Here is a 24,373-nt window from a genome sequence, read left to right as displayed (position 1 = left end):
GCGGTTCTCCTCGTCACCCGCGAGCGGGTCGTTGTTGATGATGTCCTTCTGCATGGGGTTCTCTCCTCTCGGTGGTGTGTGCGGTGGTGCGGTGCTCCCCGCTCCGGGCGGAGCGGGGCGTCGGGGGGCGGCGGGACGGTGGGCCGCCCGGGGCGCGGCCGGGGCCGCGCAGATGGCGGTCGAGGAAGACCACGGCGCGGCGCAGCACGGTGACGTGGTCGCCGCCGTCGTAGCCGTCGTGGCCGGAGTCGAGCCACAGCGACTCGTGCGGGACCGCGGCGGCGCGCAGCGCGTCGAGGTAGCCGCGGACCTGGCCGGGCGGGCACTTGGCGTCGTGGGTGGCCGCGACGACCAGCAGCGGGGCGCGGACGGCGGCCGCGTAGCGGATCGGGGAGCTGCGCGCATAGCGTTCGGGCACCTCGTCGGGGGTGCCGCCGAAGAGGCTTTCGTCCAGGGCGCGCAGCGCGGGTGTGGTGGTGCGGTGGGCGGCGGCGCAGTCGGCGACCGGTTTGACCGCGACGCCGGCCTGCCACAGGCCGGGGCGGGTGCCGAGGGCGAGCAGGACGAGGTAGCCGCCCCAGGAGGTGCCCCACAGTCCGGTGGCGTCCGCGCGGACGAGTCCGCGCGCGACGAGGTCGGCCCGTACGGATGCCAGGTCCTCGGCCTGGGTGAGACCGACGCCGCCGCCGAAGGCGTGCCGCCAGCGGGGTCCGTATCCGGTGGAGCCGCGATAGTTGACGCGGGCGACGGCGAAGCCGGAGGCGAGCAGGGAGTGGACGACGCCGTCGTAGGCGTCGCGGTCGTGGTCGGCGGGGCCGCCGTGCACCAGGAGCACCGCGGGGACCGGGCCGTGTGCGGTGTCGGGCAGGCTGAGCAGGGTGTGCACGGGTCCGTCGGGGCCGGTGGTCCACACGTCCCGGTGGGTGCCGGGGATCCGGTCGGCGACGGTGGGCAGCGGGGGCAGCGGGGTGTGCCGGGTGGAGGTCAGCCGGGGCGGGTGGGCGGTGTCGGTCCACAGGCAGTGCAGGTCGCCGCCGGGGCGGGTGGCGGCGTCCAGGACGGTGCCCGGCGGGGTGGGGACCGGGGTGAGGGTACGCCGGGTGAGGTCGGCGCGGTGCAGGGCGGAGCGGCCGTGGCGGTCCTGGCGTATCAGGACGGAGCGGCCGTCCGCGTCCCAGCGGGCGGTGATCTCGGTGTCGAAGGCGCACCAGGTGTGGGTGGCAAGGCCGGTGCCGGGACGCCAGGTCGCCAGGACGTACCGGTCGTCGTGTTCGCGGACGAGCAGAAGCTCCTCGCTGTCGGCGCCGGGGGCGAAGCCGAGGGACCACAGCCGGCCGCTCGCGCCGCCGGGCAGGACGGCGCGTACGGCTCCCGTGCCGGTGGTGAGGACGGTGACGGCCGCGGCGTCCGCGACGGCGAGGAGTCCGCCCGCGGGAGTGATGCCGGTGAGTGTGGCGTGGCCGTCGAAGCGGGCGAGGGTGCGGGCGGCGCCGCCGCGCGGGCCCGTGCGGACGGTGGTGGTACGGCCCTCGCCGACGGCGACGGCGACGGCGGCGTGGTCGCTCACCGCGAGGCCGCGCGGCAGGCCGGAGGGCACGTTCGTCAGTCCGGGCCGGTCGGGGCCGCCGGTGAAGGGCTGGAAGCGCCACTGCCCCGCCCCGCGCTCGTCCTCGTCGAACCACCACACGTGTGCGTCGCGGTCGACGGCGCAGTGCAGGGTGCCTCGCGGCCGGTGGGTGACCTGGCGGGCGCTGCGGCTGACGGCGTCCCAGGTGAACACCTCGCAGCGGCCCTCGGCGTCCGCGGTGAACACCATCTTCGCGGGGTCGGCCGCGCACACCTCGGGCAGGGCGGCCCGGTACACCTGGTATCCGCCGCCGCCCGTCATCCGGCGGCCCGCGCAGTGAGGGCCGCGCGCACGGGGCGCCGGCAGGTGTGGACGGCCAGGAGCGCCAGCAGGACGCCGCAGGCCACGGCGGGCGCGGCGGTGGACAGGCGCCCGGCGAGGGCGCCGGACAGGACGGGGGCCAGGGCCGCGGCGCCCGTGGCGGCGGTGGCCAGGACCGCTCCGGTACGGGCCTGGAGCGCGAGCGCGGTCGCCTGGAGGGCGCGGGCCTGGAGCACCACCGAGGCCAGCGGCATCAGCAGGCACACGAGGCTGAACAGCGCTCCGTACGCCCACGCGTCGGTGGTCAGGGCGAGCGCGGCGGCAAGGGGGACGAGCAGCCAGGTCACGCCGGTCACGGCCCGTACGGCGCCCAGGCGTCCGGCGACCCTGGGCGCGGCCAGCGCCCCGGCCAGGCCGGCGGCGCCCGAGGCGGCGAGCACGGCCCCGAGGACCGCGCCGCCGTGTCCGGCCCGCTGGAGGGTGAAGACGGCTCCGTAGTACAGCGCCACCACGACCAGGTTGACCGTGGTGCACCACACCAGAACCAGCCGCAGCAGCGGCGAGGAGCGCACCAGGCGCAGTCCCGCCACGCTCTCGCGCAGCAGTCCCCCGCCGGGCTCGCGCGGCGATGGTGCGGTGAGGTCGGCGCGCATGGCGGCCACGCACAGGGCGCTGACAAGGTAGGAGAGCGCGTCGGCGAGGAAGGGCAGCGCGCGGGCGGCCTGGTACAGCAGTCCGCCGAGGGCCGGGCCGGTGATCAGGGCCCCCTGGTCGGCGGCGGCGAGCCGGGCAAGGGCCCGCGGCTGCTCGGGGCCGGGGCAGATCAGTGCGACCGTCCCGCGGGACGCCGCCTCGAAGCAGGCGGTGGCGATCCGCTCGACCAGGACGGCGGCGAGGATCAGCCACAGGGACGGCCGGCCGCCGGTCAGGGCGAGGGTCGCCGCTCCCATGGCGAGGGCGGCGACGAGAGCCGAGCCGAGCATGACGCGTTTGCGCGCGCCCCGGTCGGCGGGGACGGCGACGACCGGGCCGAGCAGGAGTCCGAGGGCGGTGGAGACTCCGGCGACCAGACCGACGGTCTGGGGCGGGTTGCCCAGTCCCAGCAGGAGCAGCGGGAGGACGGCACCGGATGCCTGGCTGCCGGCTCCGTCGGCGGCGTTGGCCCACCACAGAAGTCGGTAGTCCCGTGGGCCCGTCCGCTCGCGGGACGGTCGTGCGGTCGACACCGGCCGTTCCACTGACCACCTCACCGACGTGGCGAAATCATGGAGAAAGTGTGGAGAGAACGAAGCGAGCGGGAGCCTAATCCGGCCCGGACGAACGCGACAAGGGTGCGGCGGGGCTGGCCGGATCCGTCCGCCGGGGCGGCGTCAGGAGGGGTGCGGGGACCGGTCGTCCGCGCGGCGGAAGAGAAGGCGGGCATTCCGCGGGCGGAGCAGCGGAACGCCGCTTCTCCGGGCGGGGTGGGCGGGGTTCCGCGCGCCGGGGCGCGGTGGCGCGCGGGGGCCTGCCGGGAGCGGGGCGCCTTCCGCCGGGGCGGAGGGCGCGCGGGGCGTATTCGGCCGAGAACGTTCGCCCGCGCCGGTGCCGTGGAGTGGCCCGGGGGGTGTTTTCGGGCGGGAGCGTGAGCCGTGCGCTCAGGTGCGCGTGCCGTGCGCCGAGGGGTCCGTCCGTACGGTGCGGTCGGGCCCCGGATCCGGGCCGGACCGTGCCGGGGCGGCGTCGGGCCTCATCGGGTCGGCGCCGGTTCTCGGCGGGTCGGCGCCGGACGGAGGCGGGTCGGCGCCGGGCTCCGGCGGGTGCACGCCGGATCGCGCGGGGCCGGTGCGGGGTCCCGGCGGGTTCGCTCCGGACCGCGCGGCAGCGGCGCCGGGCCCCGGCAGGTTCGCTCCGGACCGCCCAGGAGCGGCGCCGTGCCGCCCGGGTGCCGTGATCGCGGACCGTACGTCGACCACGCCCTCCCCCGAGCGGGCCAGGCGCAGCACGAGCGGCAGCGAGGAGGCGTCCGGCGTGTGGCCGGTGAGGAAGACCACCCCTTCACGGACCTCCAAGAACACGGTGTCGAGCGGCACGGGGAACCGTCCGGCGACCAGCCGCCGGACCTCCTCCGCGATGTCCTCGTCGCTGCGCAGGAACACCTTGAGCAGGTCGGAGCGGCCGACGATGCCGATGAGCCGGCCCGCGTCGTCGACGACGGGGAGCTGTTCGACGCCGTGCCGTGCCATGAGCCGGGCGGCCCCGGCCACGGTGGCGTCGGCGCGGACGGTGACCGCCGGGGCGGTCGCCCGGCCGGGCGGCTCCGCCGCGCCCCCGGCCAGGGCCACGACGCTGCTGGTCATGACGTCGCTGACGGTGTACTGGACGCCTCGCATGACGTGCTCCTCGCGACCGCCGTGGCCGTCCTGGTCACGGGCACGTACCCGAGCCTGCACGGCGCGCGGGCGTCGGCGCGCGGCCGGGCGGCCCCGTCCGCACGCCGACCGGCTCGTCCGCGCCCCGGCAGAAGGTCCCCGGGAAATGAGGGCTGTCCGGCCCAAGCGTCACGGCGGCCCGCCTGGCACCTTCGGAAGCGAGAGGCCGGGCAGGGAGGTGGCGCCCGATGAGCGGCATGACACATCCGAGGCACACCCGGCGTGCGAGGCGGCTGCTGTGGCGGTGGCACGGCAACCCGCTGCGGCGCCGCGAGGACGTCGCCGAGGGCTGGATCGCACTGCTGACATGGGTGCTGGTCCTGGTGGGCGGCGCGCTCGTGTGGACGGTCACGGCGCGGGCGGCCGGGCAGGAGTTCGCGGGTCAGCGTGCCGACCGGCAGGCCGCGGCGGCGGTGCTGCTCACCGACGCACCCCACAGCCTGTCCCCGTCGACCGACGGCTCCGAGACACCGGCCCGGGTCCGCTGGACCGCCCCGGACGGCACGACGCGCACCGCGCGCACCCTGGTGCCGAGCGGGCTGCCCGCCGGGACGGCGATCACCGTCTGGCAGAACGGCCGGGGCGCCCTGACCACCGAGCCGCCCGGACCGGCCGAGGCGCACACCCAGGCCGCCCTGTTCGGCGGGGCGGCGGCCCTCTCCTTCGCCGGTCTCACCTACGGCACGGCCGCCCTCGCGCGCTGGTGCCTGGACCGGCGCCTGTACGAACGGTGGGGAACGGAGTGGGAGGTCGTCGGTCCGAAGTGGGACCAGAAGACGGGCTGACGGGCCGGGGACATGCTGAAGACGTGGTGCGCACACCGGGCCCGGCCCACCGCGGTCGGGTGTCCGCCGGAACGAGCGCCAGGAGGCGGCACATGCGCCACAGCGACCACACGGACACGGGACAGCGCCCCGCCCGGCGACCGGCGAAGGCACCGGTGCCCGGCAACGGGCCGCAACCGGGCAGCGGATCGGCGCCGGGCAGGGCTGTGGAGGTGCCCGCGCGGCAGACACGTATGACCGGGTTCCTCGCGCTGCCCCCGCGGGCCCCCGCCGTGGTGGCCCTCGCGCACGCGGGCACCGGCGCGGCGCGCGATCCCCGCTACCGGCAGGTCGCCGCGGCGCTGCGGCGCGCGGGTCTGGGCACCCTGCTGCTCGACCTGCTGACCGAGGACGAGGGGCGCAGTCCGCACTGCGTCTTCGACGTCACGCTGCTGGCCCGGCGGCTGCGCGCCGCGACGGACTGGCTGCGCCGGGAGACCGGCCTGCCCGTGGGCTACTGGGCGACGGACACCGGCGCCGGGGCCGCCCTGGAGGCGGCGGCGGCCGACGACGGCGTCCGCGGTGTGGTCAGTGCCGGCGGCCGCCCCGAGCTGGCCGGCCCTGCGGCCCTGGCCCGCGTGCGCGCCCCCACGCTGTTCGTCGTCGGGGCGCTGGACACCCGGCTGATCGGCCCGACCCGGCTGGCGGCGGACTGGATGGGCTGCGCCCCGCGCGTCGACGTCGTACCGGACGCCGGGCATCGGTTCGCCGAACCGGGCGCGCTGGAACACCTCGCGGAGCGCAGCCGCGCCTGGTTCACCGCCCACCTGGCCGCGCCCGCCGCCCCGGCTGCCGTGCCCGGCGGCGCTCCCCGGCTGGCCGCCGGGCAGGAGGACTGGCAGCGTGGGGACGGGGAGCGCGACGTTCGAGCGGAGGGCGCTCATGGCATCGGCTGAGTCACGTCCCACGGTGGTCGTCGGGGTGGACGGTTCCCCCTCGTCCCGTGCGGCACTGCACTGGGCGGTCCGGTACGCGCGGCTGGTGGACGGTGCCGTGGAGGCGGTCCACGCCTGGAGCACGCCCACGGAGTTCAGCTGGAGCGGACTGGTCATCGACCCCGACTTCGACATGGACCACGCCCGCGAGCGCTTCGCCCGGGAACTGCGCACCGTCTTCGGCGACGAGCGCCCGGAGCGGCTGCGAGAGCGCCTCGTCGAGGGCGACCCCTCGGAGGTGCTGATCCGTGCCTCGCAGGGGGCGGACGTCCTCGTCGTCGGTCGGCGCGGACACGGCGGCTTCGGCCGCGCGATGCTGGGCTCGGTCAGCCAGCGCTGCGCCCAGTACGCGGCCTGCCCGGTCGTCGTGGTGCGGGAGGAGCACGACGGGAGCACCTGACCCGCCGGGCCGCGGCGGCGTACCGCCGGGAGCGGACCGAAGAGCCCGGAGAGGATCCGAGGAGAGAGAACATGCAGCACCGAACGGTCGAAGACCTCATGACGCAGGACGTCGTCCGGGTACGGCGGGACACCTCGTTCAAGGACGTGGCGCGGACGCTGGCCGAGCACGACGTGAGCGCCGTCCCCGTCGTCGACGACCTCGGCCACCCGCTGGGCGTGGTGTCGGAGGCCGATCTGCTGCACCGGGTGGCCTGCCGCCCCGACCCGGCGGGACTGCTCCCGCAGCGCGCCTCCGACCTCACTGACGAGGCATCGGAGGGGGCCGTCGCGGCGGAGGTGATGACCGCTCCCCCGGTGTGCGCCCGTCCCGGGTGGAGCGTGGTCGAGGCCGCGCGCACGATGGACGCCCACCGGGTCAAACGGCTGCCCGTGGTGGACGAGAGGGGCGTCCTGACCGGGATCGTCAGCCGGGGCGACCTCCTGCGGATCTTCCTGCGCCGCGACGAGGCGATCCGTGAGGAGATCGCCTCGGACGTCCTCGTGCGCACGCTGGGGCTCGCACCGGACGACTTCACGGTCACGGTGGAGGACGGCCGGGCCGCGCTCACGGGGTCCGTGCCGGAGCCGAGCCTCGTACCGGTGATCGAGCGGCTGTGCCGGGGTGTCGACGGGGTCGTCTCCGTCACCGTGGACGCCGGCGCCCCGAGCGGTACGGGTCCGGCCGGTCCGCGCTGAGGACGGCCGACGCGGCGCGGGCGGAAGAGCGGGAGCGGAGAACGGGAGAACGGCACGACGGGGCGTACGGCGGCGCGGCGGCCCCGGCCTGTGGACAACCCGACCTCCGAACCTCCCGCTGGCAGGATGGCCCGGCCGCTCCGGCCGCTCCTAGGCTGCCCGCATGCCGACCGTTCGCCCCAGAGCCCCCTTTCGCACCTTTCGCCCCAGAGCCCCCATCCGTACCGCCCGCCTCAGGGCCGCCTCACGTATCGCGGCCGTCCTCGCTCTGCTGTCCCTCGCCCCGCTGGTGCCGGCACAGGCGGGAGCGGCGGCCGCCGCGCGCACGTCCGTGCTGCAAGAGGACATCGACGCGCTGCGCGCCGACGGTGTCACAGGGGTGTCGGTCCGGCTGGAGACACCGCGAGGGACCACCACCGCACGCAGCGGGGTGGGTGATCTCCGTACGGGGCGGCCCGTGCCTCCGGACGGGTATGTGCGGATCGGCAGCACCACGAAGACGTTCGTGGCGACCGTGCTGCTCCAACTCGTCGGCGAGGGGCGGGTGTCGCTGGACGATCCGGTGGAGCGGTGGCTGCCGGGCGTGGTCCGCGGCCACGGCAACGACGGGCGCCGGATCACCCTGCGCGAGCTGCTCCAGCACACCAGCGGGCTGCCCGACTACGTCGGTGACGTGGTGCCGGAGCTGAGCGCCGCCGGGTACCGCGCGCACCGCTGGACCACGTACACCTCCGCGGAGCGCGTCGCGTTCGCCCTGCGGCACCCGCCGCTCTTCGCGCCCGGCCGGGGCTGGGCGTACTCCAACACGAACTACGTCCTCGCGGGGATGGTGATCGCGGCGGTCACGGGCCGGTCCTGGGAGCAGGAGGTGCGGGCCAGGATCGTGCGTCCGCTGCGGCTCGGGCACACCTTCGCCCCCGGCGACCGGCCGTTCCTGCCCGCTCCGCACGCCCGCGACTACCAGCAGTTCGAGCCGGGCGGGGCGCTGACCGACACCACCGTCGCCTATCTGCCCTTCGACGGGGACGCCGACGGGTCGATGGTGAGCACGGCGGCGGACACCGGCCGGTTCTTCGGGGCGCTGGCGCGCGGCGAGCTGCTGGCGCCCGCGCAACTGGCCGAGATGCGGCGCACGGTCGAGGTGCCGCCCGGTCACGGCTCGCCGCCCGGTACGCGCTACGGTCTCGGTCTGGAACGGATTCCGCTGTCCTGCGGCGGCGGCTCCTGGGGGCACAGCGGCGACGGGTTCGGCTATCTGGTGTGGCCCGCCGCGACCGCCGACGGGCGGGCCTCCGTCACCGTGGCGCTGCACAGCCGGCCCGGTGACGAGGAGAGCGCCGTGCGGCAGATCCAGGACGTCACCCGTCTCGTCGACCACGCGCTGTGCGCCGCGGGCCGCGGCGGGCAGCGGTGACCGCCACCGGGGGCGCACCGGGCCGCACCTCGACGGCCCGCCCGGTGGAGGTCACTCCCGCGTCCTGTGCGCGAACACCCAGCGGTTGCCCTCCAGCGCGTCGTTCGGCTCGGGGAGCGGGCCGCGGCCGTGCCTGCGGGTGAAGTCGAAGGGGGTGTGCGTCGCGGTGGACCAGCCCGTGGCGGCGAGGCGGCCCGCGGAGTCGGGGCGCTGTCCCTTGTCGAAGAGCTGGAGCAGGTCGATGCCGATCTGCTGCCTCGTCGCCGTGTAGATGGCGCTGTCGCGGTAGACCAGCAGGTCCTTCTCCAGCTTGGCCTCGAAGGCCAGTGCGCTGCCCCGGGCGCTCAGCCGGTCCACCGTGTCGACGAGATAGGTCTCGGCGGGGGCCGGCAGGTAGAACAGCAGGCCCTCGGCGAGCCAGGCGGTCGGTGCGGCCGGGTCGAAGCCGGCGTCGGTCAGCGCGGTGACCCAGTCGCCGCGCAGGTCGACCGGCACGGGGACGCGCTTGACCCGCGGGGTGGCCGAGAGTTCCGCCAGCACCCGGTGTTTGAAGGCCAGGACGCCGTCCCGGTCGATCTCGTAGACCGCGCAGTCGGACGGCCAGTCCAGCCGGTAGGCGCGGGTGTCCAGGCCCGCGCCGAGCAGGACCACTTGGCGGACGCCGGTGCGGACCGCGTCGAGGAGGAAGTCGTCGAGGACCCGGGTGCGCAGCCCGAAGTAGCGGGCGAAGCGGCCCCAGAGAGGGTTGCCGTCGCCGTCCGGGACCTGGTGGATGCGTACCGGCCAGTCGGCGCACGCGGGTGCGGCGCGCACGAAGTGCTCCGCGTAGACGTCCTGGGCCAGGCTGTCGTCGCGGTGGGTCTCGATGGCCCGTGCGGCGGCGACCAGGAGTGCGGTCAGACCCACTCCCCCGTCCACGCCCTCGGTCTCCCGGGTGTTCTCCGGTTCGGTGTGCTGCGGCGCCGTGCCGGTCATGTCGCCTCCGTGGGCGGGAGCGGCGCCCGTGAGGCGCCGGCCGGTCGGATACGGGCGCGGACCGGGTGAGTCCGCGGTGCTGCGTGCCTGGCTCATCGGCCTCTTCCCTCGGGGAGCAGGACGGGTTTGACCACCCGGCCCGCCTCGCAGTCGCGTTCGGCGTCGTTGACGGCGGCCAGCGGGTAGGTGCGGATCAGCTGGTCGAAGGGGAACCGCCCGGCCTGCCACAGTGTGGTGAGCCGGGGGATCAGCAGGCCCGGTACGGCGTCCCCCTCGCAGATGTGCCGGACGGAGCGGCCCCGGTCCAGCGTGCCCGTCTCCAGCGGCAGCGCGGTGTGCAGCCGCGCCACCAGGCCGAGGACGCCGGTGGGGCGCAGCGCCCGGAGCGCGTCGTTGATGAGCGGGGGCGAGGCCGTGGTGTCCAGCGCGTACCGCGCGCCGCCGTCGGTGAGCCGCCCGATCCGCTCGGGCAGGCCGGGTGTGTCGGCGTGCAGCGCGAGCGCGCCGAACCGCTCGGCGAGGGCCAGCCGTCCGGGGTGCCGGTCGACGGCCACGGTGAGCGCGCCGGCGGCGGTGGCCGCCATCACCGCGGCCAGGCCGACCGCTCCGGCGCCGTACACCGCGAGGGTGTCGCCGGGGCCGGTGCGGAAGGTGTTCAGCACGGCTCCGGCGCCGGTGAGGAAGCCGCAGCCGAGCGGGCCGAGCAGTTCGAGGGGGAGCGCGGGGTCGACCCGGACGGCGTTGCGGGCCGACACGAGCGCGTACCGGGCGAACGAGGACTGGCCGAACCAGCGCGGGGCCAGCGCTCCCCCGGCCGCGTCGGTGAGCCGGGGGGTGTCCTCCTTGCGTCCGCCGAAGAGGTTGAGCGCGGCGAAGGAGTCGCAGTAGGCGGGGGCGGCGGCCCGGCAGTTGCGGCAGTGCCCGCAGGAGTCGAAGCTCAGGACGACGTGGTCGCCGACCCCGATCTCGGTGTCCGGCCCGCCGCCGGTACGGACCACGACCCCGGCCCCCTCGTGGCCGAGGACCGCGGGCAGCGGGCTGCGCCCGGCCGAGCGGCGGACCGCCAGATCGGTCCGGCACATGCCGCTGCCCGCGATCTCGACCAGGATCTCGCCCGCGCCGGGCTCCTCCCGCAGGTCGACCTCCTCGACGGTGAACGGGCTGTCGCAGGAGCGCAGTACGGCCGCCTGGATCCTCATCGGCCGTCCTCGCGCGGGCGGTGGACGACGAACGGCCGGAGGTTTCCGTACAGCCCCCACGGTCCGCCGGCGACGCCGACGCCGCTGTCCTTGATGCCCGCGAAGGGCTGGGCGAGGGAGAGTTCGGCGTGGTGGTTGATCCAGGCGGTGCCGCATTCGAGGCGGTCGGCCACCGCCTCGGCGCGGTCGAGGTCGGTGCCCCACACCGAGCCGCCCAGTCCGTAGCCGGTGGAGTTGGCCGCCTCGACGGCCTCGTCCAGGTCGCGGTACGGCAGCACCGGCAGGACCGGGCCGAACTGCTCCTCGGTGACGACCGGGCTGCCGGGCGGGACGTCGGTGAGGACGGTGGGGGCGAAGAAGTGCCCCGGGCCTTCCAGCCGGTGGCCGCCCGCCGCGGCTCGGGCGCCGTCCGCCAGGGCCTGCCGGGTGACCTGCTCGACGCGGGCCAGTTGCGGGGCGTTGTTGACCGGACCCAGCCGGGTGTCCGGGGCGAGGCCGGGGCCGACGGCGACGCTCTTCGCGCGCTCGGCGAGGGCCTCGACCACCCGGGCGTGGATCCGGGCCGGTGCGTAGACGCGCTTGACGGCCATGCAGACCTGCCCGCAGTTGCGGAACGCGGCCCAGAACAGCCGGTCGGCGATGTCGTCCACGTCGGCGTCGTCGAGCAGGACGGCGGCGTCGTTGCCGCCCAGTTCCAGGGTGACCCGGGCCAGGGAGGCCGCCGCGCCCTGGGCGACGGCCCGTCCGGTGGGCACCGAACCGGTGAAGGTGACGTGGCGGATGCCCGGGTGGGAGACGAGGCGGGCGCCGAGGGGTTCGCGTCCGGTGACGACGGTCAGGACGTCCTCGGGCAGCACACCGGCGAGGACGGAGCCCAGCAGCGAGGTGGCGAGCGGGGTGAACGGGGAGGGCTTGAGGACGACGGTGTTCCCGGCGGCCAGCGCGGGCGCGAACTTCGCCGCCGCGAGCTGGAGCGGGAAGTTCCACGGCACGATCGCGGCGACCGGTCCCAGCGGGCGCCAGCGGATCTCGCTGTGCACCGGCCGGCCGTCGGTGATCTGCCGGGTCCTGGGGGCCAGACCGGCGAAGTAGCGCAGGCGGGCCGCGGTGCGGGCGGTCTCCGCGTACGACTCGGCCAGGGGCTTGCCCTGTTCGCGGGTGAGCAGCCGGGCGAGCTCGTCGGCCGCCGCTTCGACGGCGTCGGCCGCCGCGTGCAGCGCGGTGGTGCGGGCCGCGGCGTCGGAGCGCCAGCCGTGCCAGGCCCGGTGGGCGCGGCCGACGACGGCGTCCAGCTCGTCGGGGTGCTGGTCGGGGGCTTCGTCGACCGTCTCGCCGGTGGCGGGGTCGAGGACGGCGAAACGCTCGGCTCGGCGTCCCGGCGCGGTGTCGGCTCGGAGGTCCGGCATACCGGGGTCAGTTCGCGGCGGGGACGGCGGCGGCGTGCTCCCGGGCCTGCTGCTCCATCTCCGCCCGGAAGGCGGCCACCAGATGCGGCTGAATCCTTCCTGCGGTGCGGTCGCCGCCCTCGCAGACCGCGCCGCGCACCCCCACGATGTCCGTGCCGATCCGGGTGAGCGGGCCGAGGTCGGCCTGTTTGACGCTGCCGGCGAGGGCGGCGAGCAGACCCACGTCGTGGGCGAGCCGTACGAACTCGGCGCAGACGTCCGGCGGGACGTGGTCGAACAGCCTGCTGCCGTCCTTGATCGCGGTGTCCAGCATGGCCGCGTCGGCGCCGGAGCGGGCGGCGATGTCGGGCAGGGCGAGCGGGTTGACGCAGCCGATCCGGTGGGCGTCCGCGTAGCCCGAGGCGACGACGAGCGCCTCGGGACGGTGGTCCTTCACCGCCCGCACCACCCCGCGCATCACCTCGACGGCCTGCTGGGGCGTGGTGCAGCCGTAGAGCCCGACCTTGATGTACGTGGCTCCGGAGACGACCGCGCCGAGCGCGGCCTGGGCCACCGTGCCGGGCTTGTAGGGGACGTCACCCACCGTGGCGGAGACCGGCTTGTCCGCCGGGACCGCCTCGCGGATCTCTCTGATGACCCAGGGGTAGTTGGCGCCGAGCGAACCCTCGTCGGGCTTCTTGACGTCGACGATGTCGAGGTGTTCGGCGGCCTTCGCACAGTCGAGGGCCTCCTCGACGCTGTCCGGGGAGATGAGAAGCAACACCTTGGGCTCCTTCCGCCGCAGGTCCGCCTGCCGTGCGGGCAGGGGTGCGGATCGCCTGGTTCGTGCGCGGTGTGCTCATCATTTACTCCGTCCGTGAGCGCCGGTAGAGCGTGCGGAGTCCTCATGGGGCGCCTGTGACCACCCCCAGTGCGCCGTGCGCACCGGCGTGAACCGGGCCCGCCGGCGCGCACCCGGCAGGCCGGAGTGCGGCCGCCGGTCACAGACGGGCCGTCAGCGCACACCCCGGTGGTGCAGCGCCAGCCACACCCGGTCGCGGGTCAGCGGGAGTTCGGTGAAGCGGACGCCGGTGGCGTCGCGCAGGGCGTTGGCGAAGGCGGGGGCGACCGGGTTGAACGGGCTCTCGCTCATCGACTTGGCGCCCAGCGGGCCGATGGTGTCGGCGGTCTCCATGAAGTGCACCTCGGTGCGCGGCACATCGGCGTACTGGGGCAGCCGGTAGCGGCGGAAGGCGGCCGTCTCCACCGCGCCGCGTCCGTCGATGCGGACGTTCTCGAAGAGGGTGGCGCCGAGCGCCTGGGCGACGCCGCCCTCGACCTGGCCGCGGCACTGCATCGGGTTCATGACCTGCCCGGCGTCGGCCGCGTGCACGCTGCGCAGGATGCGGATCTCACCGGTGCCGGGATCGACGGCCACCTTGAACCACTGCGCGTTGAAGGCGACCGAGCGCGGGGTGCCGCCGAAGTGGCCGTCGGCGGCGCACTCGACGCCGACCGCGCGGGCGCTCTCGTACAGTTCCTTGAGCGGGAGCCGCCCGCCGGGGTGGACCACGGCCTCCTCGGTGAGGCGGCAGTCGGCGCGCGGCACGCGCAGTTGGGCGGCGGCGAAGTCGAGGAGCACGTCGGCGAGGGCGCGGGCGGCGCGCAGGGTGGCCTTGCCCGCGACCACGGTGCCGGTGGAGGCGAAGGCGCCGGTGTCGTGGCGTACGACGTCCGTGTCGGACTGGCGGACGGTGATGCGCTCGACGGTGGTGCCCAGTTCGCCCGCGGCGATCTGCCGGTGCACGGTCGTGGTGCCGTTGCCGAACTCCGCCGTGCCCACGGCCAGGTCGAAGGTGCCGTCGGGGAGCAGGCGGGCGCGGGCGTCGGCGAGGTGGCCGCCGGGCGGACCGGTGGCGATCATCGCCAGGGCGGTGCCCTCGCCGACGAGCCAGCCGTCGGGGGCGGGCTGTCCCGCCCCGGTCTCCGCCTGGGCCCGCCGGACGACGGCGACGCACTGGTCGAGGCCGTAGCTGGCGATGTGCAGGTCCTCCTCGTGGCCGCCGGGGGTGACCATGGCCTCGCCGGGTCCGATGATGTTGCGGGCCTTGAACTCCAGCGGGTCGATGCCGAGCAGCCGGGCGAGTTCGTCCAGGGCCGACTCGACGGCGAACATCACCTGGCCGAGTCCGTAGCCGCGGAAGGCGCCCGCCGGGACGGTGTGCGTGTACACCGAATAGGCGTCGACCTTCTTGTGCGGCGCGCGGTAGACCGCCAGGGACTCGCCGACGCTGTGGAACATCACGGCCGGGCCGTGGTTGCCGTACGCGCCGGTGTCGGCCACGACGCGCAGCCGCAGCGCGGTGAGGGTGCCGTCGCGCCGGGCGCCCGCCTTGACGTGGACGGTGAACGGGTGCCGGGTGGTGGCGCCGTGGAACTGCTCGGCGCGGGTGTACTCCAGTTTCACCGGGCGGCGCAGCCGGAGCACGGCCAGGGCGACGATGTCCTCGACGAGCATCTCCTGCTTGCCGCCGAAGCCGCCGCCGACCCGGCCCGCGACGACCCGCACCTGTTCGGGCGGCAGGTCGTACAGGGCGCACAGGGCGCGGCGGGTGAGGAAGGGGGTCTGGGAGCTGGTGCGGACGGTGAGCCGGCCGTCCTCGTCGATCCAGGCGACGGCGCCGTGGGTCTCCAGGCTCGCGTGCTGGGCGCGCTGGGTGCGGTAGGTGGCCTCGTGGACGGCGTCGGCCGCGGCGAAGCCCGCCTCGACGTCGCCGATCTCGCCGTGCGCCTCGCCGACCACGTTGTCGCGGGGGCGGGCGATGCGTGCCGTCGCGGCGTCCTTGTCGTGCACGACGGGTGCGCCCGGCCGCATGGCCTCCTCCGGGTCGAGGACGGCCGGGAGGACCTCGTAGGTCACCTCCACCCGGCGGCAGCCCTCCTCGGCGGCGGCCTCGCTGTCGGCGACGACGGCGGCGACCCGCTGGCCGATGTACCGGACGGTGTCGTCCAGGACGCGGGTGTCGTCCGGGTCCTCCTCGGGGTGTTCGTGGCGGGCGGTGGAGAAGTGCCGTCCGGGGGCGTCGTGGTGGGTGAGCACGGCGTGGACGCCGGGCACGCGCAGCGCGGCGGAGGTGTCGATCGCGGTGATGCGGGCGTGGGCGTGCGGGGAGCGCAGCAGCTTCATGTGCAGCATTCCGGGCACCGTGATGTCGAAGGTGTAGCGGGCGGTGCCCGTCACGACCTGCGGTCCGGCGGGGGCGGGCAGGTTGCGCCCGACGGCCTCGCCGGGCGCCGGGGCCTCCACGTTCCGTACGCCGCGTACGGCGTCCTCGATGGCGCGGTAGCCGGTGCAGCGGCACAGGTTGCCCTTGAAGGCGCGGGGCAGGTCGGCGAGCTTGTCCTCGTCCAGGGCGGCCGTGGTCATCAGGAATCCGGCGGTGCAGAAGCCGCACTGGAAGCCCTGGGCGTCCAGGAACCGCTGCTGCACGGGATGGAGGTCGCCCTCGGGCGAGGCGAGGCCCTCGACGGTGGTGACGGCGGCGCCGTCGGCGCGGAAGGCCGGGTACAGACAGCTGTGGACCGGCCTGCCGTCGACGTGGACGGTGCAGGCGCCGCAGTCCCCGGCGTCGCAGCCCTTCTTGACACCGAACCAGCCCCGCTCGCGCAGATAGGTGCGCAGGCACTGGCCGGGCCGGGGTTCCTCCTCGTGGTGCCGTCCGTTGACGTCGATCCTCATCGTGCCGCCTCTCCCAGTTCCCGGCGGATCTCCTCCGCGTACCGGAACGTCATGTGGCGCCGCCACGCGGGCAGCCCGTGGATGTCGTCGAACCACTGGTCGTCGGCGACGGCCGAGCCGATCGCCTCGCGCAGGGCCGCCGCGGTCGGCGGCAGCGGGAACGACAGCCGCACCGGGCGGACGGTGGACGCGGTGACGGTGACGGCGAGGGAGCCGTCCAGCGGGTCCAGGGCGCCGATGACCAGGACGCCGGAGCGGCCGAGGCCGTACAGGGACGCCTGCCGGAAGGCCGTGCGGCAGGCCAGGGCGCGGGCGGGCAGGGTGACCGAGCGCAGCAGTTCGCCCTCGGCCAGGTCCTTGCGTCCCGCGCCGGTCACGAAGCCGGTGACGCGGCGCCTGCGCCGGGTGCCGTCCTGGGCGAGCAGCAGGCACTCGCCGTCGAGCGCGGCGGTGAGGGAGGTCATCGGGCCGGCCGGCAGGGCGTTGCACAGGTTGCCGCCGACGGTGGCCATGTTCCAGATCTTGAAGGAGGCGAGGAACGCCCGGCAGCACTGCTCGAACAGGGGCGCCGCCGGGTCCGTGAGCGTCTTCGCGTACTGCGAGAGCGTGGCGATGGTGCAGGTGGCGGCGATCTCCAGGGCGCCGTCCGGGTGCCGGTGGACGGGGGTCCAGCCGGTGCGGCCGAGGTCGACCAGGCGGCGCAGGTGCGGCTGCGGTTCGGAGAACAGGTAGGTGCCGCCGCCCAGCCAGGCGTCGCCCGGCCGCCAGGGCGCCGGGTGCCGGGCGTCGCGTATCTCCGTCACCGTGTTGAGGTCCATGGCGGCAGTGAAGCAAGCCACAGGGGCCTGGGACGACTGGTCCGGAGCACGGAAAACACCGCGGTGCCGCCGTGTTGTCTAGGTGATCCTCCAAGAGGCATTCCGCTGGTGTCGTCTGGCATTTACCATGCGATGACTCGCAGGCACCTGGTGAATGTGAGATGCCGGGTGTCAGGCACCCCCATCCGGCAGGCGGACGAGGAGCAGGAGCACATGCACGTCGAACACCTCCTGGAGGACGAGTCCCTCGGTCTGCGCCTGCTCTGGGCCGAGGACCCGCTGCTGCGGCGGGAGATCAGCGGGGTCACCGTCACGGATCTGGAGGACCCCGCCCGTTTCGTGCGGCCCGACGAGGTGGTGCTCAGCGGGCTCGTCTGGTGGAGCGCGGACGGCGGCACGGGCAAGGCAGAGCGTTTCGTCTCCGGGCTGAAGGACGCGGGCGCCGCGGCGCTGCTGGCCGGTGAGGAGACCCACGGGCTGGTCCCCGGCGAGCTGGTGGAGGCGTGCGCGCGGCACGGGCTGCCGGTCGCCGGGGTGCCGGCGCATGTGATGTTCCGTGCGATCACCGACACGGTGTACCTGCGGCAGTGGGGCGAACTGGGCCGCCACCGGGCCCTGCCCGAGCATGTGCGCGACCGGCTGGACCGGCTCGTCGCGCGGGGCGAGGGTCCCGCCGCGGTGCTCGCGGCCGCCTTCGCGCAGTGGGACGCGGCCCCGGCGTACGTCCTCACCGCTGCGGGCCGGACCGTGGCCGCCACGCCGGGCGCCGTCCCGCTCCCGCCGCGCGAGGCCGCCGCCCTGCCCGGGAGCGGCAGCGGCGCGACGGTGCCGGTGGAGGCGGACGCCGACGCGGTCGGCGGGTACGAGCGCTGGTGGCTGCATCTGCCGGACGCGGCCGCCGCGCCGCCGCGGCTGCTGCACGAGATCACCACGGTCCTGGGCCGCTGCCAGGAGGCGCTGGCCGCCTGCCGGGCCGCGGAGCGGGACGCGGCGGCCGGGCTCGGCCGGGTGCTGGCCGCGCCGGAGTCCGGGGATCTGCCCGCCGCCCTGCGGGCCTGCGGGCTGCCGGAGCGCGGACCGTACCGCCTGGTCGTGGCCGGCACCGGCACCCGGCACCCGGGGGCGGCCGAGAGCGCGCTGTCGGAGGCGGTGGCCGGAGCGCATGAGGCGGCGGGGCGGCCCTCGCCCGCGTGCGCCGCCGTGGGCCGGCTGCCCGACGGGGGCGCCTTCGCGGTGCTGCCCGAGGAGACAGCCGCCGCGCTGGCGGAGGTCTGGCCGCGGGTGGCCGGATGCGATCCGGGCCTCCTGCACGGCGGGCTCGCCGCGCCCACCGCCGAGGCGGCCGGGCTGCCCGGGGCCCTGGCCGAGGCCCGCTACGCCCTGGCGTCCGCCCGCACGAGCGCACCGGACGCCTCCGGGCTGACCGACGCCCGCGCCCTGACCACGCTCGGCTCGCTCCTGACCGGCATACCGGCCGCGGTGCGCACCGCCTACAGCCGTACGGTCCTCGGGCCGCTGCTCGGCCCGGCGGACGCCTCCGTCGCGCTGCTGCGCACGCTGGAGGTGTTCCTCGCCCACGACGGTTCCTGGGCGCGTACCGCCGAGGCCCTGCACCTGCACGTCAACACGGTGCACTACCGCATCGGGCGCATCGAGCACTTCACCGGCCGCGACCTGTCCAGCCTGCGCGACCGGCTGGACCTGTGGGCGGCGCTGCTGTGCCGCACGGGTCCGGACGGGGCGCCGGCCGCCCGGACCGCCGGGGCGCCGAAGGAGACCGGAGCGGCTAGGACCGGTCGACGTGCACGCTCGTCGACTTCACGCGCGCGACGACCGTGACCCCGACCGCCAGGTCCAGTTCGTCCACCGCCTCCCGGGTCACCAGGGACACGACCTGGTGCGGGCCCGCCTGGACCACCACGCGGGCCACGACGTCGTCGGCGACGAGCGCGGTGACGATGCCGGTGAAGGCGTTGCGCACGGAGGTCGGCGGGCCGGCCGCCGCCTCCCGGGCGTCCTCGGCGGCGCGCTCCTCGGCCAGCCGGGCGAGGCCCACGCCGTCGATCACCCGGTTGCCCGCGCCGTCCCGGCCCATCGGCAGCCGGCCCGCGTCCGCCCACCGCCGCACGGTCTCCGGGCTCACCCTCAGCAGGCGCGCGGCCTGGCCAATGCTGTACGTCGGCACCGTAGAACCCTAGCCCGTCGCCGAGCCGGTCACGGAACCGCGTCCGCGGGGGCAGCTCCCGGTCCGGCGGTGCCGTCCGGCCCCGGTTGGGACCGCTCGTACGGCGCCGGTCAGGCGCGGCACACCTGCGCGAACCGCCGGGTGAACACGGACCAGGCGGCGGCCGACGCCGTCTCGTCGGCCACGGCCCGCGCGTGCAGCCGGTCCGCGTCGAGGCCGCGCTCGGCCAGGTACGCCCGGTCCCACGCGGCGACGGCGGCGGCGTCCGCCTCCGGGTGGAACTGCACGCCCCAGGCCCGCTCCCCCACCCGGAACGCCTGATGGGGGCAGTCCTCACTGGCCGCCAGCCAGACCGCCCGGGGCGGGAGTTCAGCGATGGCGTCGACATGCCGCTCGATCGCGGGCACGGTCTCGCCGAGCCCCGCGAGGAGCGGGTCGGCGGCGGCCTCGGGGCGCAGCCGGATGGTGGTGCTGCCGTACTCGGGCGTGCCGTGCGCGGCGCGCACCGTGCCGCCCGCGACCTGGGCCAGCATCTGCCCGCCGAGGCAGATCCCCAGCATCGGTGTGCCGTCGGCCAGGGCCTCGGCCACCAGATGCCGGGTCGCCGGGAGCCAGGGGGCGCGCTCGTCGTCGTCCGGGAGACAGCCGCCGCCGAGCACCAGCAGCGGACGTCCGTCCAGGGTCCCGGGCAGAGCCTCCCCGGCCCAGGGGTGCCGGATCTCCAGGCCGAGTCCGGCCGCGCGCAGCCAGGCACCGACACGGCCCGGACCGCCCCGCTCGGTGTGCTGCACGACCAGCACGGAGCCGGGACGCCGTCCTGCGAGTGCCATGCGCGACTCCCCTGCCGTACGGGTGCGGTGACCGCGTCAGCAGACCAGGGCGCGGTGCGCGGCGTCAACAGGGCGCGGGCGGGGCGACCGTGAGCCAGGTGACGCCGTGGTCGCCGCTGTAGGCGCTCACCGCGTGGCCCGCCCCGCCCGAGCGCAGCGCGTACCGCTGGAGCAGAAGGCCCTTGTCGGTGCCGGGCCGCGGTCGGACGCCCTCGCCGGAGGCGGCGAACAGGGCGCGTGGTCGGCCCACTTGGGCCCGCCGGGGGTGCGCGCCGCCGCCCTCTGCCCGTTGAACCCGTGGACGCGCGGGTCCCTTGGCGCGCCGCCTGCTGCCAGCGGCGCCGAGCTTGCCGGAGCGGTCCGGACGCCACCATCTGTTATCGATAGCACCCGCCTCATCTTCCCCACATCTTCCCCACTCCCTAAGGCGATTGGTCCGTGCCGAGACCTATTGTTATCGATAACTTTCCCTTACTGTCTTCCTCACCCCCCGTCTCAGAGTCACGAGGAAGCTCCCAGGTGGATCCCATGCCCCTGCACCACTCCCGGCGCTCCCGGCGCACCGGCCGGCCCAGATCCGGTGCCGCCGCCGCGACCGCCGCGCTCATCGCCCTGGGCACGCTGTCGGCCGGCGCCCTGCCGGCCCACGCGGGCCCGGACCGGCCGCCGGCCCCGGCCGCCCCCGCGTCCCCCGAGAACCCGGCCACCCCGGTCGCCCTGAGCGCCGGGGGCCTGACCGTCCGGGTGGCCAAGGAGTTCCCGCAGGTCATCTCGTACACGATGGACGGCAGGACGCTCGGCGGCCAGGCGCGGGTGCTGGACACCTTCACGGTCAACGGCACGGCGCACACCGCCACCACGACCATGAAGGCGTACCGCGCCCAGGCCGTCTACACCTCCACCTTCGCCGACCTGCCCGGCCTCACCATCACCTCGACGATCACCGTCACCGACCGGAAGACGGTCGTCTTCGCGGTCAAGAGCATCACCGGCCCCGCCGCGTCCACCGTCGACCAGCTGGCGATCCCCGACCAGTCGCTCGTCTCGGTCGACTCCTCCTCGGCGCACGCCACCCTGGCGCGCACCAGGATCTCGACGGACTCGACCACCACGGCTGACCAGTTCCTGCCGATCACCGCGGACACCGCCCCGGACAAGGCGGCCGTCGGCACCCCCTACGGCTTCGTCAGCAACGGCGCCCTGTCCGCCGGCATCCTCACCAACGCCACCGACGACTCCGCGCAGGACAACAACGACAACGGCAACAACCGCCTGAAGTCGCGGATCGTGGACGCCGGGAACGGCGCCCGCCGCGCGGAACTGTCCGTCGGCACCTACACCTACGCCCCCCGGGGCGCCACCGACGCGCGGGTGAAGACGTACGCGCTGCCGCAGGCCACCGTCGTGCTCGCCGCCGACGCCAACGGCGACGGACAGGTGGACTGGCAGGACGGCGCCATCGCCTACCGCGCCCGCATGACCCGGCCGCTCGGCGCGGAGCGGGTGCCCGAACGGGTCGTGCAGCACATCCCGTTCAACTTCGCCAGCCAGGCCACCAATCCGTTCCTGAAGACACTCGACAACGTCAAGCGGATCTCCATGGCCACGGACGACCTCGGCCAGTGGGTGCTGGAGAAGGGCTACGCCGACGAGGGCCACGACTCGGCGCACCCCGACTACGGCGGCAACTACAACGACCGGGCGGGCGGCCTCACCGACCTGAACAAGCTCACCCGCACCGGCGCCGGCTACAACGCCGACATCGCCGTGCACGTGAACGCCACCGAGGCCTACCCGCAGGCCAAGACCTTCAGCGAGGCCCTGGTCAAGGGCCAGGTCAACGGCTGGGACTGGCTGAACCAGTCGTACCACATCGACCAGCGCACCGACCTGGGCAGCGGCGCGATCCTCGACCGGTTCAAGCAGCTCCGCAAGGAGGCGCCCGGCATCAGGACCGTCTACATCGACGCCTACTACTCCAGCGGCTGGCTGGCCGACGGACTCGCCGCGCAGCTGCGGAAGATGGGCTTCGAGGTCGCCACCGAGTGGGCGTACAAGTTCGAGGGCGACTCGGTGTGGTCGCACTGGGCGAGCGACAAGAACTACGGCGGCGTCACCAACAAGGGCGTCAACTCCAACATCGTCCGGTTCCTCTCCAACACCGACCGCGACGTGTGGAACGTGGACCCGCTGCTCGGCGGCAGCAGCGTCAAGGAGTTCGAGGGCTGGACCGGCCACGACGACTACGACGCCTTCTACCGCAACATCTGGACCGACAACCTGCCGACCAAGTTCCTCCAGCACTACCAGGTCATGGACTGGGACTTCGGCAGGTCCGCCACGCTGAGCGGCGGGGTGCGGGTGGCGCTCCAGGACGGCCGGCGCCAGGTGTCGATGAACGGCGCCGTCGTGCTCGACGGCGACACCTACCTGCTGCCCTGGGGCGAGGCGAAGGGCGGCGACGGGACGTCCTCGCCGAGCCGCGCCGACAAGATGTACTACTACAGCGGCTCGGGCGGTACGCACACCTTCACGCTCACCGGGCAGTTCGCCTCCACGCGCTCCTTCACCCTCTACAAGCTGACCGACCAGGGCCGGGTGAAGGCCGGGCGGATCACCGCACGCGGCGGGAAGGTGACGCTGACCGGCGACAAGGACCAGCCCTACGTCCTCGCGCCGAACGGCGACCGGGCCCCGCACACCGACGCCCGCTACGGCGAGGGCGGCCTGCTGGCCGACCCCGGCTTCAACTCCGGGAACCTGAAGGCGTGGAGCCCGCGCGGCGGCGCCGCCCTGGCCCGCACCGACACCGGTGACAACGTGGTCCGGCTCGGCACCGGCGGCGCCTCCGGCGTCTCCCAGCGCGTCAAGGGCCTCACCCCGGGCAAGCGCTACACACTGAGCGCCGACGTCGAGGTCGCGGCCGGACAGCGCCGCACCGTCACCCTGGAGGCGAGCGGTCACCGCGTACAGGCGCGCAACGCGTTCGACACCACGCCGCTGCGCAACACCGTGGCGGCCGACGCCAAGCAGGGCACCTACGCGCAGCGCGCCTCGGTCGCCTTCACCGCACCGGCGAACGGACAGGTCACCGTCGCGCTGGGCGCGGCGGCCGGGACCGCCGCCGTCACCCTGGACGACGTACGGGTCATGGCCGACACCTCGGCGCCCGCGCCCGGCGGTGCCGTCGTCGCCCAGGACGACTTCGAGGGCAACCAGCCCGGCTGGGGACCCTTCGTGAAGGGCGACGCGGGCGGGGTCACCGACCCGCGCACCAGCATCAGCCGGCTGCACGCGCCGTACAGCCAGAAGAGCTGGAAGAACACCTACTCGCCGTACAACTCCGGCACCCTCAAGGGCAAGGCGGTGGACGACGTCCTCGACGGCGGCCACTCGCTCAAGGCCCACGAGGAGAACACCGGTCTGGTGTACCGGACCGTGCCCGCGACGGTGCCGTTCGTCGCCGGTCACCGCTACAAGGTCTCCTTCGACTACCAGACCAACCTCGACGGCCAGTGGGCCTGGGTGACCGGCGCCGACCGGATCGCGGGCGGGAGGACCACGGCCCGGGACATCGGCCGGGACACGCTCGCCCCCGCCCTGGACACCACGGCGTACTCCAAGGAGATCGTCGCCGGCTGCGGCGACACCTGGGTGGGGCTGCGCAAGCTCGGCGGCGCGGCGGGCGCGGACCTGGTCCTCGACGACTTCCGCGTCACCGACCTCGGCCCGGTCACCGGCGGCGCGGCCTGCGCGAGCGTGACCACCCCCGCGGGCACCGATCTGAGCCCCGGCGTGCCGGGCGAGTACGTCACCTCCTTCACCAACAGCGAGGAGGGCGACGCCACGAACGTCGTCACCCGCTTCGAGGGGCTGCCCTCGGGCTGGACGGTGAAGGTCAAGGAGCGCGACGGCAACCGCTTCGAGCGGGTGAAGCCGGGCGCGACCGTCAGCACCACCTGGGTGCTGACGCCTCCGGCGGGCGCCGCGGGCACCCCGGCGGCGTGGAAGGCCACGGCCGTCTACGACGAAGCGGGCGTCACCAAGACGGTCGCGGCGGACGCGCGGGCCGCGGTCGCGAACGAGCCGGTCCTCTCGCCGGGCTCGATGACGGCGAGCGCGGACTCGGAGAACCTGTCCTCGGGGGCCGCGGAGGGTCCGGTGTCCAATGTGCTGGACGGTGACCCGGGCACCATCTGGCACACCGACTACACCGCGTCCGAGGCGCCGTACCCGCACTGGGTGACGCTGAAGCTGGGCAGTGCGGCCGACGTGGACGGCTTCGGCTATCTGGGCCGGCAGAGCGGCGGGCAGAACGGCCGGGTCGCGGGCTACCGGGTGGACGTCTCCGACGACGGCACCACGTGGAAGACCGTCGCCGACGGCACGCTCACCGACTCGCCGCAGACGCAGCGGATCACGTTCTCCTCGGTGCGCGCCTCCTATGTGCGCTTCACCGCGCTGAACGCGCTCAACGGCCAGCCGTTCGCCGCGGCCGCCGAGATGCGTGTGTACGGGGCTCCGGTGGACGCGCCGACGGGGTATCCGCCGGCCGAGCGGTCGTAGCACCGCACGCCACCGCACGCACCGCAGGCGGGGCCTGCCGCGACCGGCTGTTCCATGGCCGGTCGCG

19 protein-coding genes are annotated in these 24,373 nt (G+C 75.2%); 7 read left to right on the top strand and 12 right to left on the bottom strand.

The genetic code is table 11. From position 1 onward, the window contains the following. Window positions 1–13 precede the first annotated feature (13 nt). The 3 genes from A8713_RS30945 to A8713_RS34545 all read right to left on the bottom strand — a co-directional run bounded on the left by A8713_RS30945 (window position 14) and on the right by A8713_RS34545 (window position 4,260). Entirely contained in the window at window positions 14–1,888 is a 1,875-nt protein-coding gene (locus A8713_RS30945; RefSeq protein WP_064537017.1) for an alpha/beta hydrolase family protein, read from the bottom strand. Further along, window positions 1,885–3,114: an MFS transporter gene (locus tag A8713_RS30940; RefSeq protein WP_237305507.1), complete on the bottom strand. Its 1,230-nt coding sequence runs from the start codon at window positions 3,112–3,114 to the stop codon at window positions 1,885–1,887. Before A8713_RS30940 ends, A8713_RS30945 begins: the two co-directional genes overlap by 4 nt. A 411-nt stretch (window positions 3,115–3,525) precedes the next feature. After that, window positions 3,526–4,260, bottom strand: coding sequence for a CBS domain-containing protein (locus A8713_RS34545; RefSeq protein WP_237305506.1), 735 nt, complete (start codon window positions 4,258–4,260; stop codon window positions 3,526–3,528). Window positions 4,261–4,487: 227 nt separating this feature from the next. On the opposite strand from A8713_RS34545, the gene A8713_RS30930 reads away from it, so the two are divergent. From A8713_RS30930 to A8713_RS30910, 5 genes are all read left to right on the top strand, one after another. After that, the gene (locus A8713_RS30930) at window positions 4,488–5,084 is read left to right on the top strand and encodes an Rv1733c family protein (RefSeq protein WP_107440746.1); all 597 of its coding nucleotides are present in this window, start codon (window positions 4,488–4,490) and stop codon (window positions 5,082–5,084) included. 92 nt (window positions 5,085–5,176) lie between these two features. Next, window positions 5,177–6,019 (top strand): alpha/beta hydrolase, encoded by an 843-nt coding sequence (locus tag A8713_RS30925; RefSeq protein ID WP_237305505.1) that lies wholly within the window; start codon window positions 5,177–5,179, stop codon window positions 6,017–6,019. Further along, a complete protein-coding gene (locus tag A8713_RS30920) occupies window positions 6,006–6,458 on the top strand; it encodes a universal stress protein (RefSeq protein WP_064537014.1) in 453 nt (150 codons plus the stop codon). Before A8713_RS30925 ends, A8713_RS30920 begins: the two co-directional genes overlap by 14 nt. A 71-nt stretch (window positions 6,459–6,529) precedes the next feature. Next, window positions 6,530–7,195, top strand: a complete 666-nt coding sequence (locus A8713_RS30915) for a CBS domain-containing protein (protein WP_064537013.1) — start codon at window positions 6,530–6,532, stop codon at window positions 7,193–7,195. A 163-nt stretch (window positions 7,196–7,358) separates the two neighbouring features. After that, window positions 7,359–8,609, top strand: a complete 1,251-nt coding sequence (locus A8713_RS30910; RefSeq protein WP_173860936.1) for a serine hydrolase domain-containing protein — start codon at window positions 7,359–7,361, stop codon at window positions 8,607–8,609. Window positions 8,610–8,660: 51 nt separating this feature from the next. Here A8713_RS30910 and A8713_RS30905 read toward each other — a convergent pair whose 3' ends face one another. The 6 genes from A8713_RS30905 to A8713_RS30880 form a co-directional block, all read right to left on the bottom strand. After that, complete coding sequence (locus A8713_RS30905) at window positions 8,661–9,584, bottom strand: class I SAM-dependent methyltransferase (protein ID WP_064537830.1); 924 nt, start codon at window positions 9,582–9,584, stop codon at window positions 8,661–8,663. A 92-nt stretch (window positions 9,585–9,676) separates the two neighbouring features. Next, window positions 9,677–10,783 (bottom strand): NAD(P)-dependent alcohol dehydrogenase, encoded by a 1,107-nt coding sequence (locus A8713_RS30900; RefSeq protein ID WP_064537012.1) that lies wholly within the window; start codon window positions 10,781–10,783, stop codon window positions 9,677–9,679. Further along, a complete protein-coding gene (locus tag A8713_RS30895) occupies window positions 10,780–12,189 on the bottom strand; it encodes an aldehyde dehydrogenase family protein (protein WP_064537011.1) in 1,410 nt (469 codons plus the stop codon). The genes A8713_RS30900 and A8713_RS30895 overlap by 4 nt, the downstream gene beginning before the upstream one ends. A 7-nt stretch (window positions 12,190–12,196) precedes the next feature. Beyond that, window positions 12,197–12,952 carry a (5-formylfuran-3-yl)methyl phosphate synthase gene (locus A8713_RS30890; RefSeq protein ID WP_064537010.1) on the bottom strand — a complete coding sequence of 252 codons (756 nt, stop codon included), beginning with the start codon at window positions 12,950–12,952 and terminating at the stop codon, window positions 12,197–12,199. 231 nt (window positions 12,953–13,183) lie between these two features. Continuing rightward, complete coding sequence (locus tag A8713_RS30885) at window positions 13,184–15,907, bottom strand: molybdopterin-dependent oxidoreductase (RefSeq protein WP_064537009.1); 2,724 nt, start codon at window positions 15,905–15,907, stop codon at window positions 13,184–13,186. Then, a complete protein-coding gene (locus A8713_RS30880; RefSeq protein WP_064537008.1) occupies window positions 15,904–16,725 on the bottom strand; it encodes an FAD binding domain-containing protein in 822 nt (273 codons plus the stop codon). Before A8713_RS30880 ends, A8713_RS30885 begins: the two co-directional genes overlap by 4 nt. A gap of 213 nt (window positions 16,726–16,938) precedes the next feature. Here A8713_RS30880 and A8713_RS30875 point away from each other — a divergent pair, with 213 nt between their 5' ends. Continuing rightward, window positions 16,939–18,564, top strand: a complete 1,626-nt coding sequence (locus A8713_RS30875) for a helix-turn-helix domain-containing protein (RefSeq protein WP_064537829.1) — start codon at window positions 16,939–16,941, stop codon at window positions 18,562–18,564. On the opposite strand, the gene A8713_RS30870 is transcribed toward A8713_RS30875, so the two are convergent. From A8713_RS30870 to A8713_RS30860, 3 genes are all read right to left on the bottom strand, one after another. Beyond that, window positions 18,512–18,910 carry a TOBE domain-containing protein gene (locus A8713_RS30870; RefSeq protein ID WP_064537007.1) on the bottom strand — a complete coding sequence of 133 codons (399 nt, stop codon included), beginning with the start codon at window positions 18,908–18,910 and terminating at the stop codon, window positions 18,512–18,514. The two genes, A8713_RS30875 and A8713_RS30870, sit on opposite strands and share 53 nt — an antisense overlap. Window positions 18,911–19,020: 110 nt before the next feature. Next, a complete protein-coding gene (locus A8713_RS30865) occupies window positions 19,021–19,740 on the bottom strand; it encodes a type 1 glutamine amidotransferase (RefSeq protein ID WP_064537006.1) in 720 nt (239 codons plus the stop codon). Window positions 19,741–19,804: 64 nt separating this feature from the next. Beyond that, window positions 19,805–19,990, bottom strand: coding sequence for a hypothetical protein (locus tag A8713_RS30860; protein ID WP_064537005.1), 186 nt, complete (start codon window positions 19,988–19,990; stop codon window positions 19,805–19,807). A 278-nt stretch (window positions 19,991–20,268) separates the two neighbouring features. Here A8713_RS30860 and A8713_RS30855 point away from each other — a divergent pair, with 278 nt between their 5' ends. After that, window positions 20,269–24,306 carry an endo-alpha-N-acetylgalactosaminidase family protein gene (locus A8713_RS30855; protein ID WP_064537004.1) on the top strand — a complete coding sequence of 1,346 codons (4,038 nt, stop codon included), beginning with the start codon at window positions 20,269–20,271 and terminating at the stop codon, window positions 24,304–24,306. The last annotated feature ends 67 nt before the right edge of the window (window positions 24,307–24,373 follow it).

It is taken from the genome of Streptomyces sp. SAT1 (assembly GCF_001654495.1).
In the GTDB taxonomy this organism is placed as follows: domain Bacteria; phylum Actinomycetota; class Actinomycetes; order Streptomycetales; family Streptomycetaceae; genus Streptomyces; species Streptomyces andamanensis.
The sequence above is the reverse complement of the archived record's forward strand: the minus strand, read 5'-3'. Positions and strand labels throughout refer to the sequence as shown.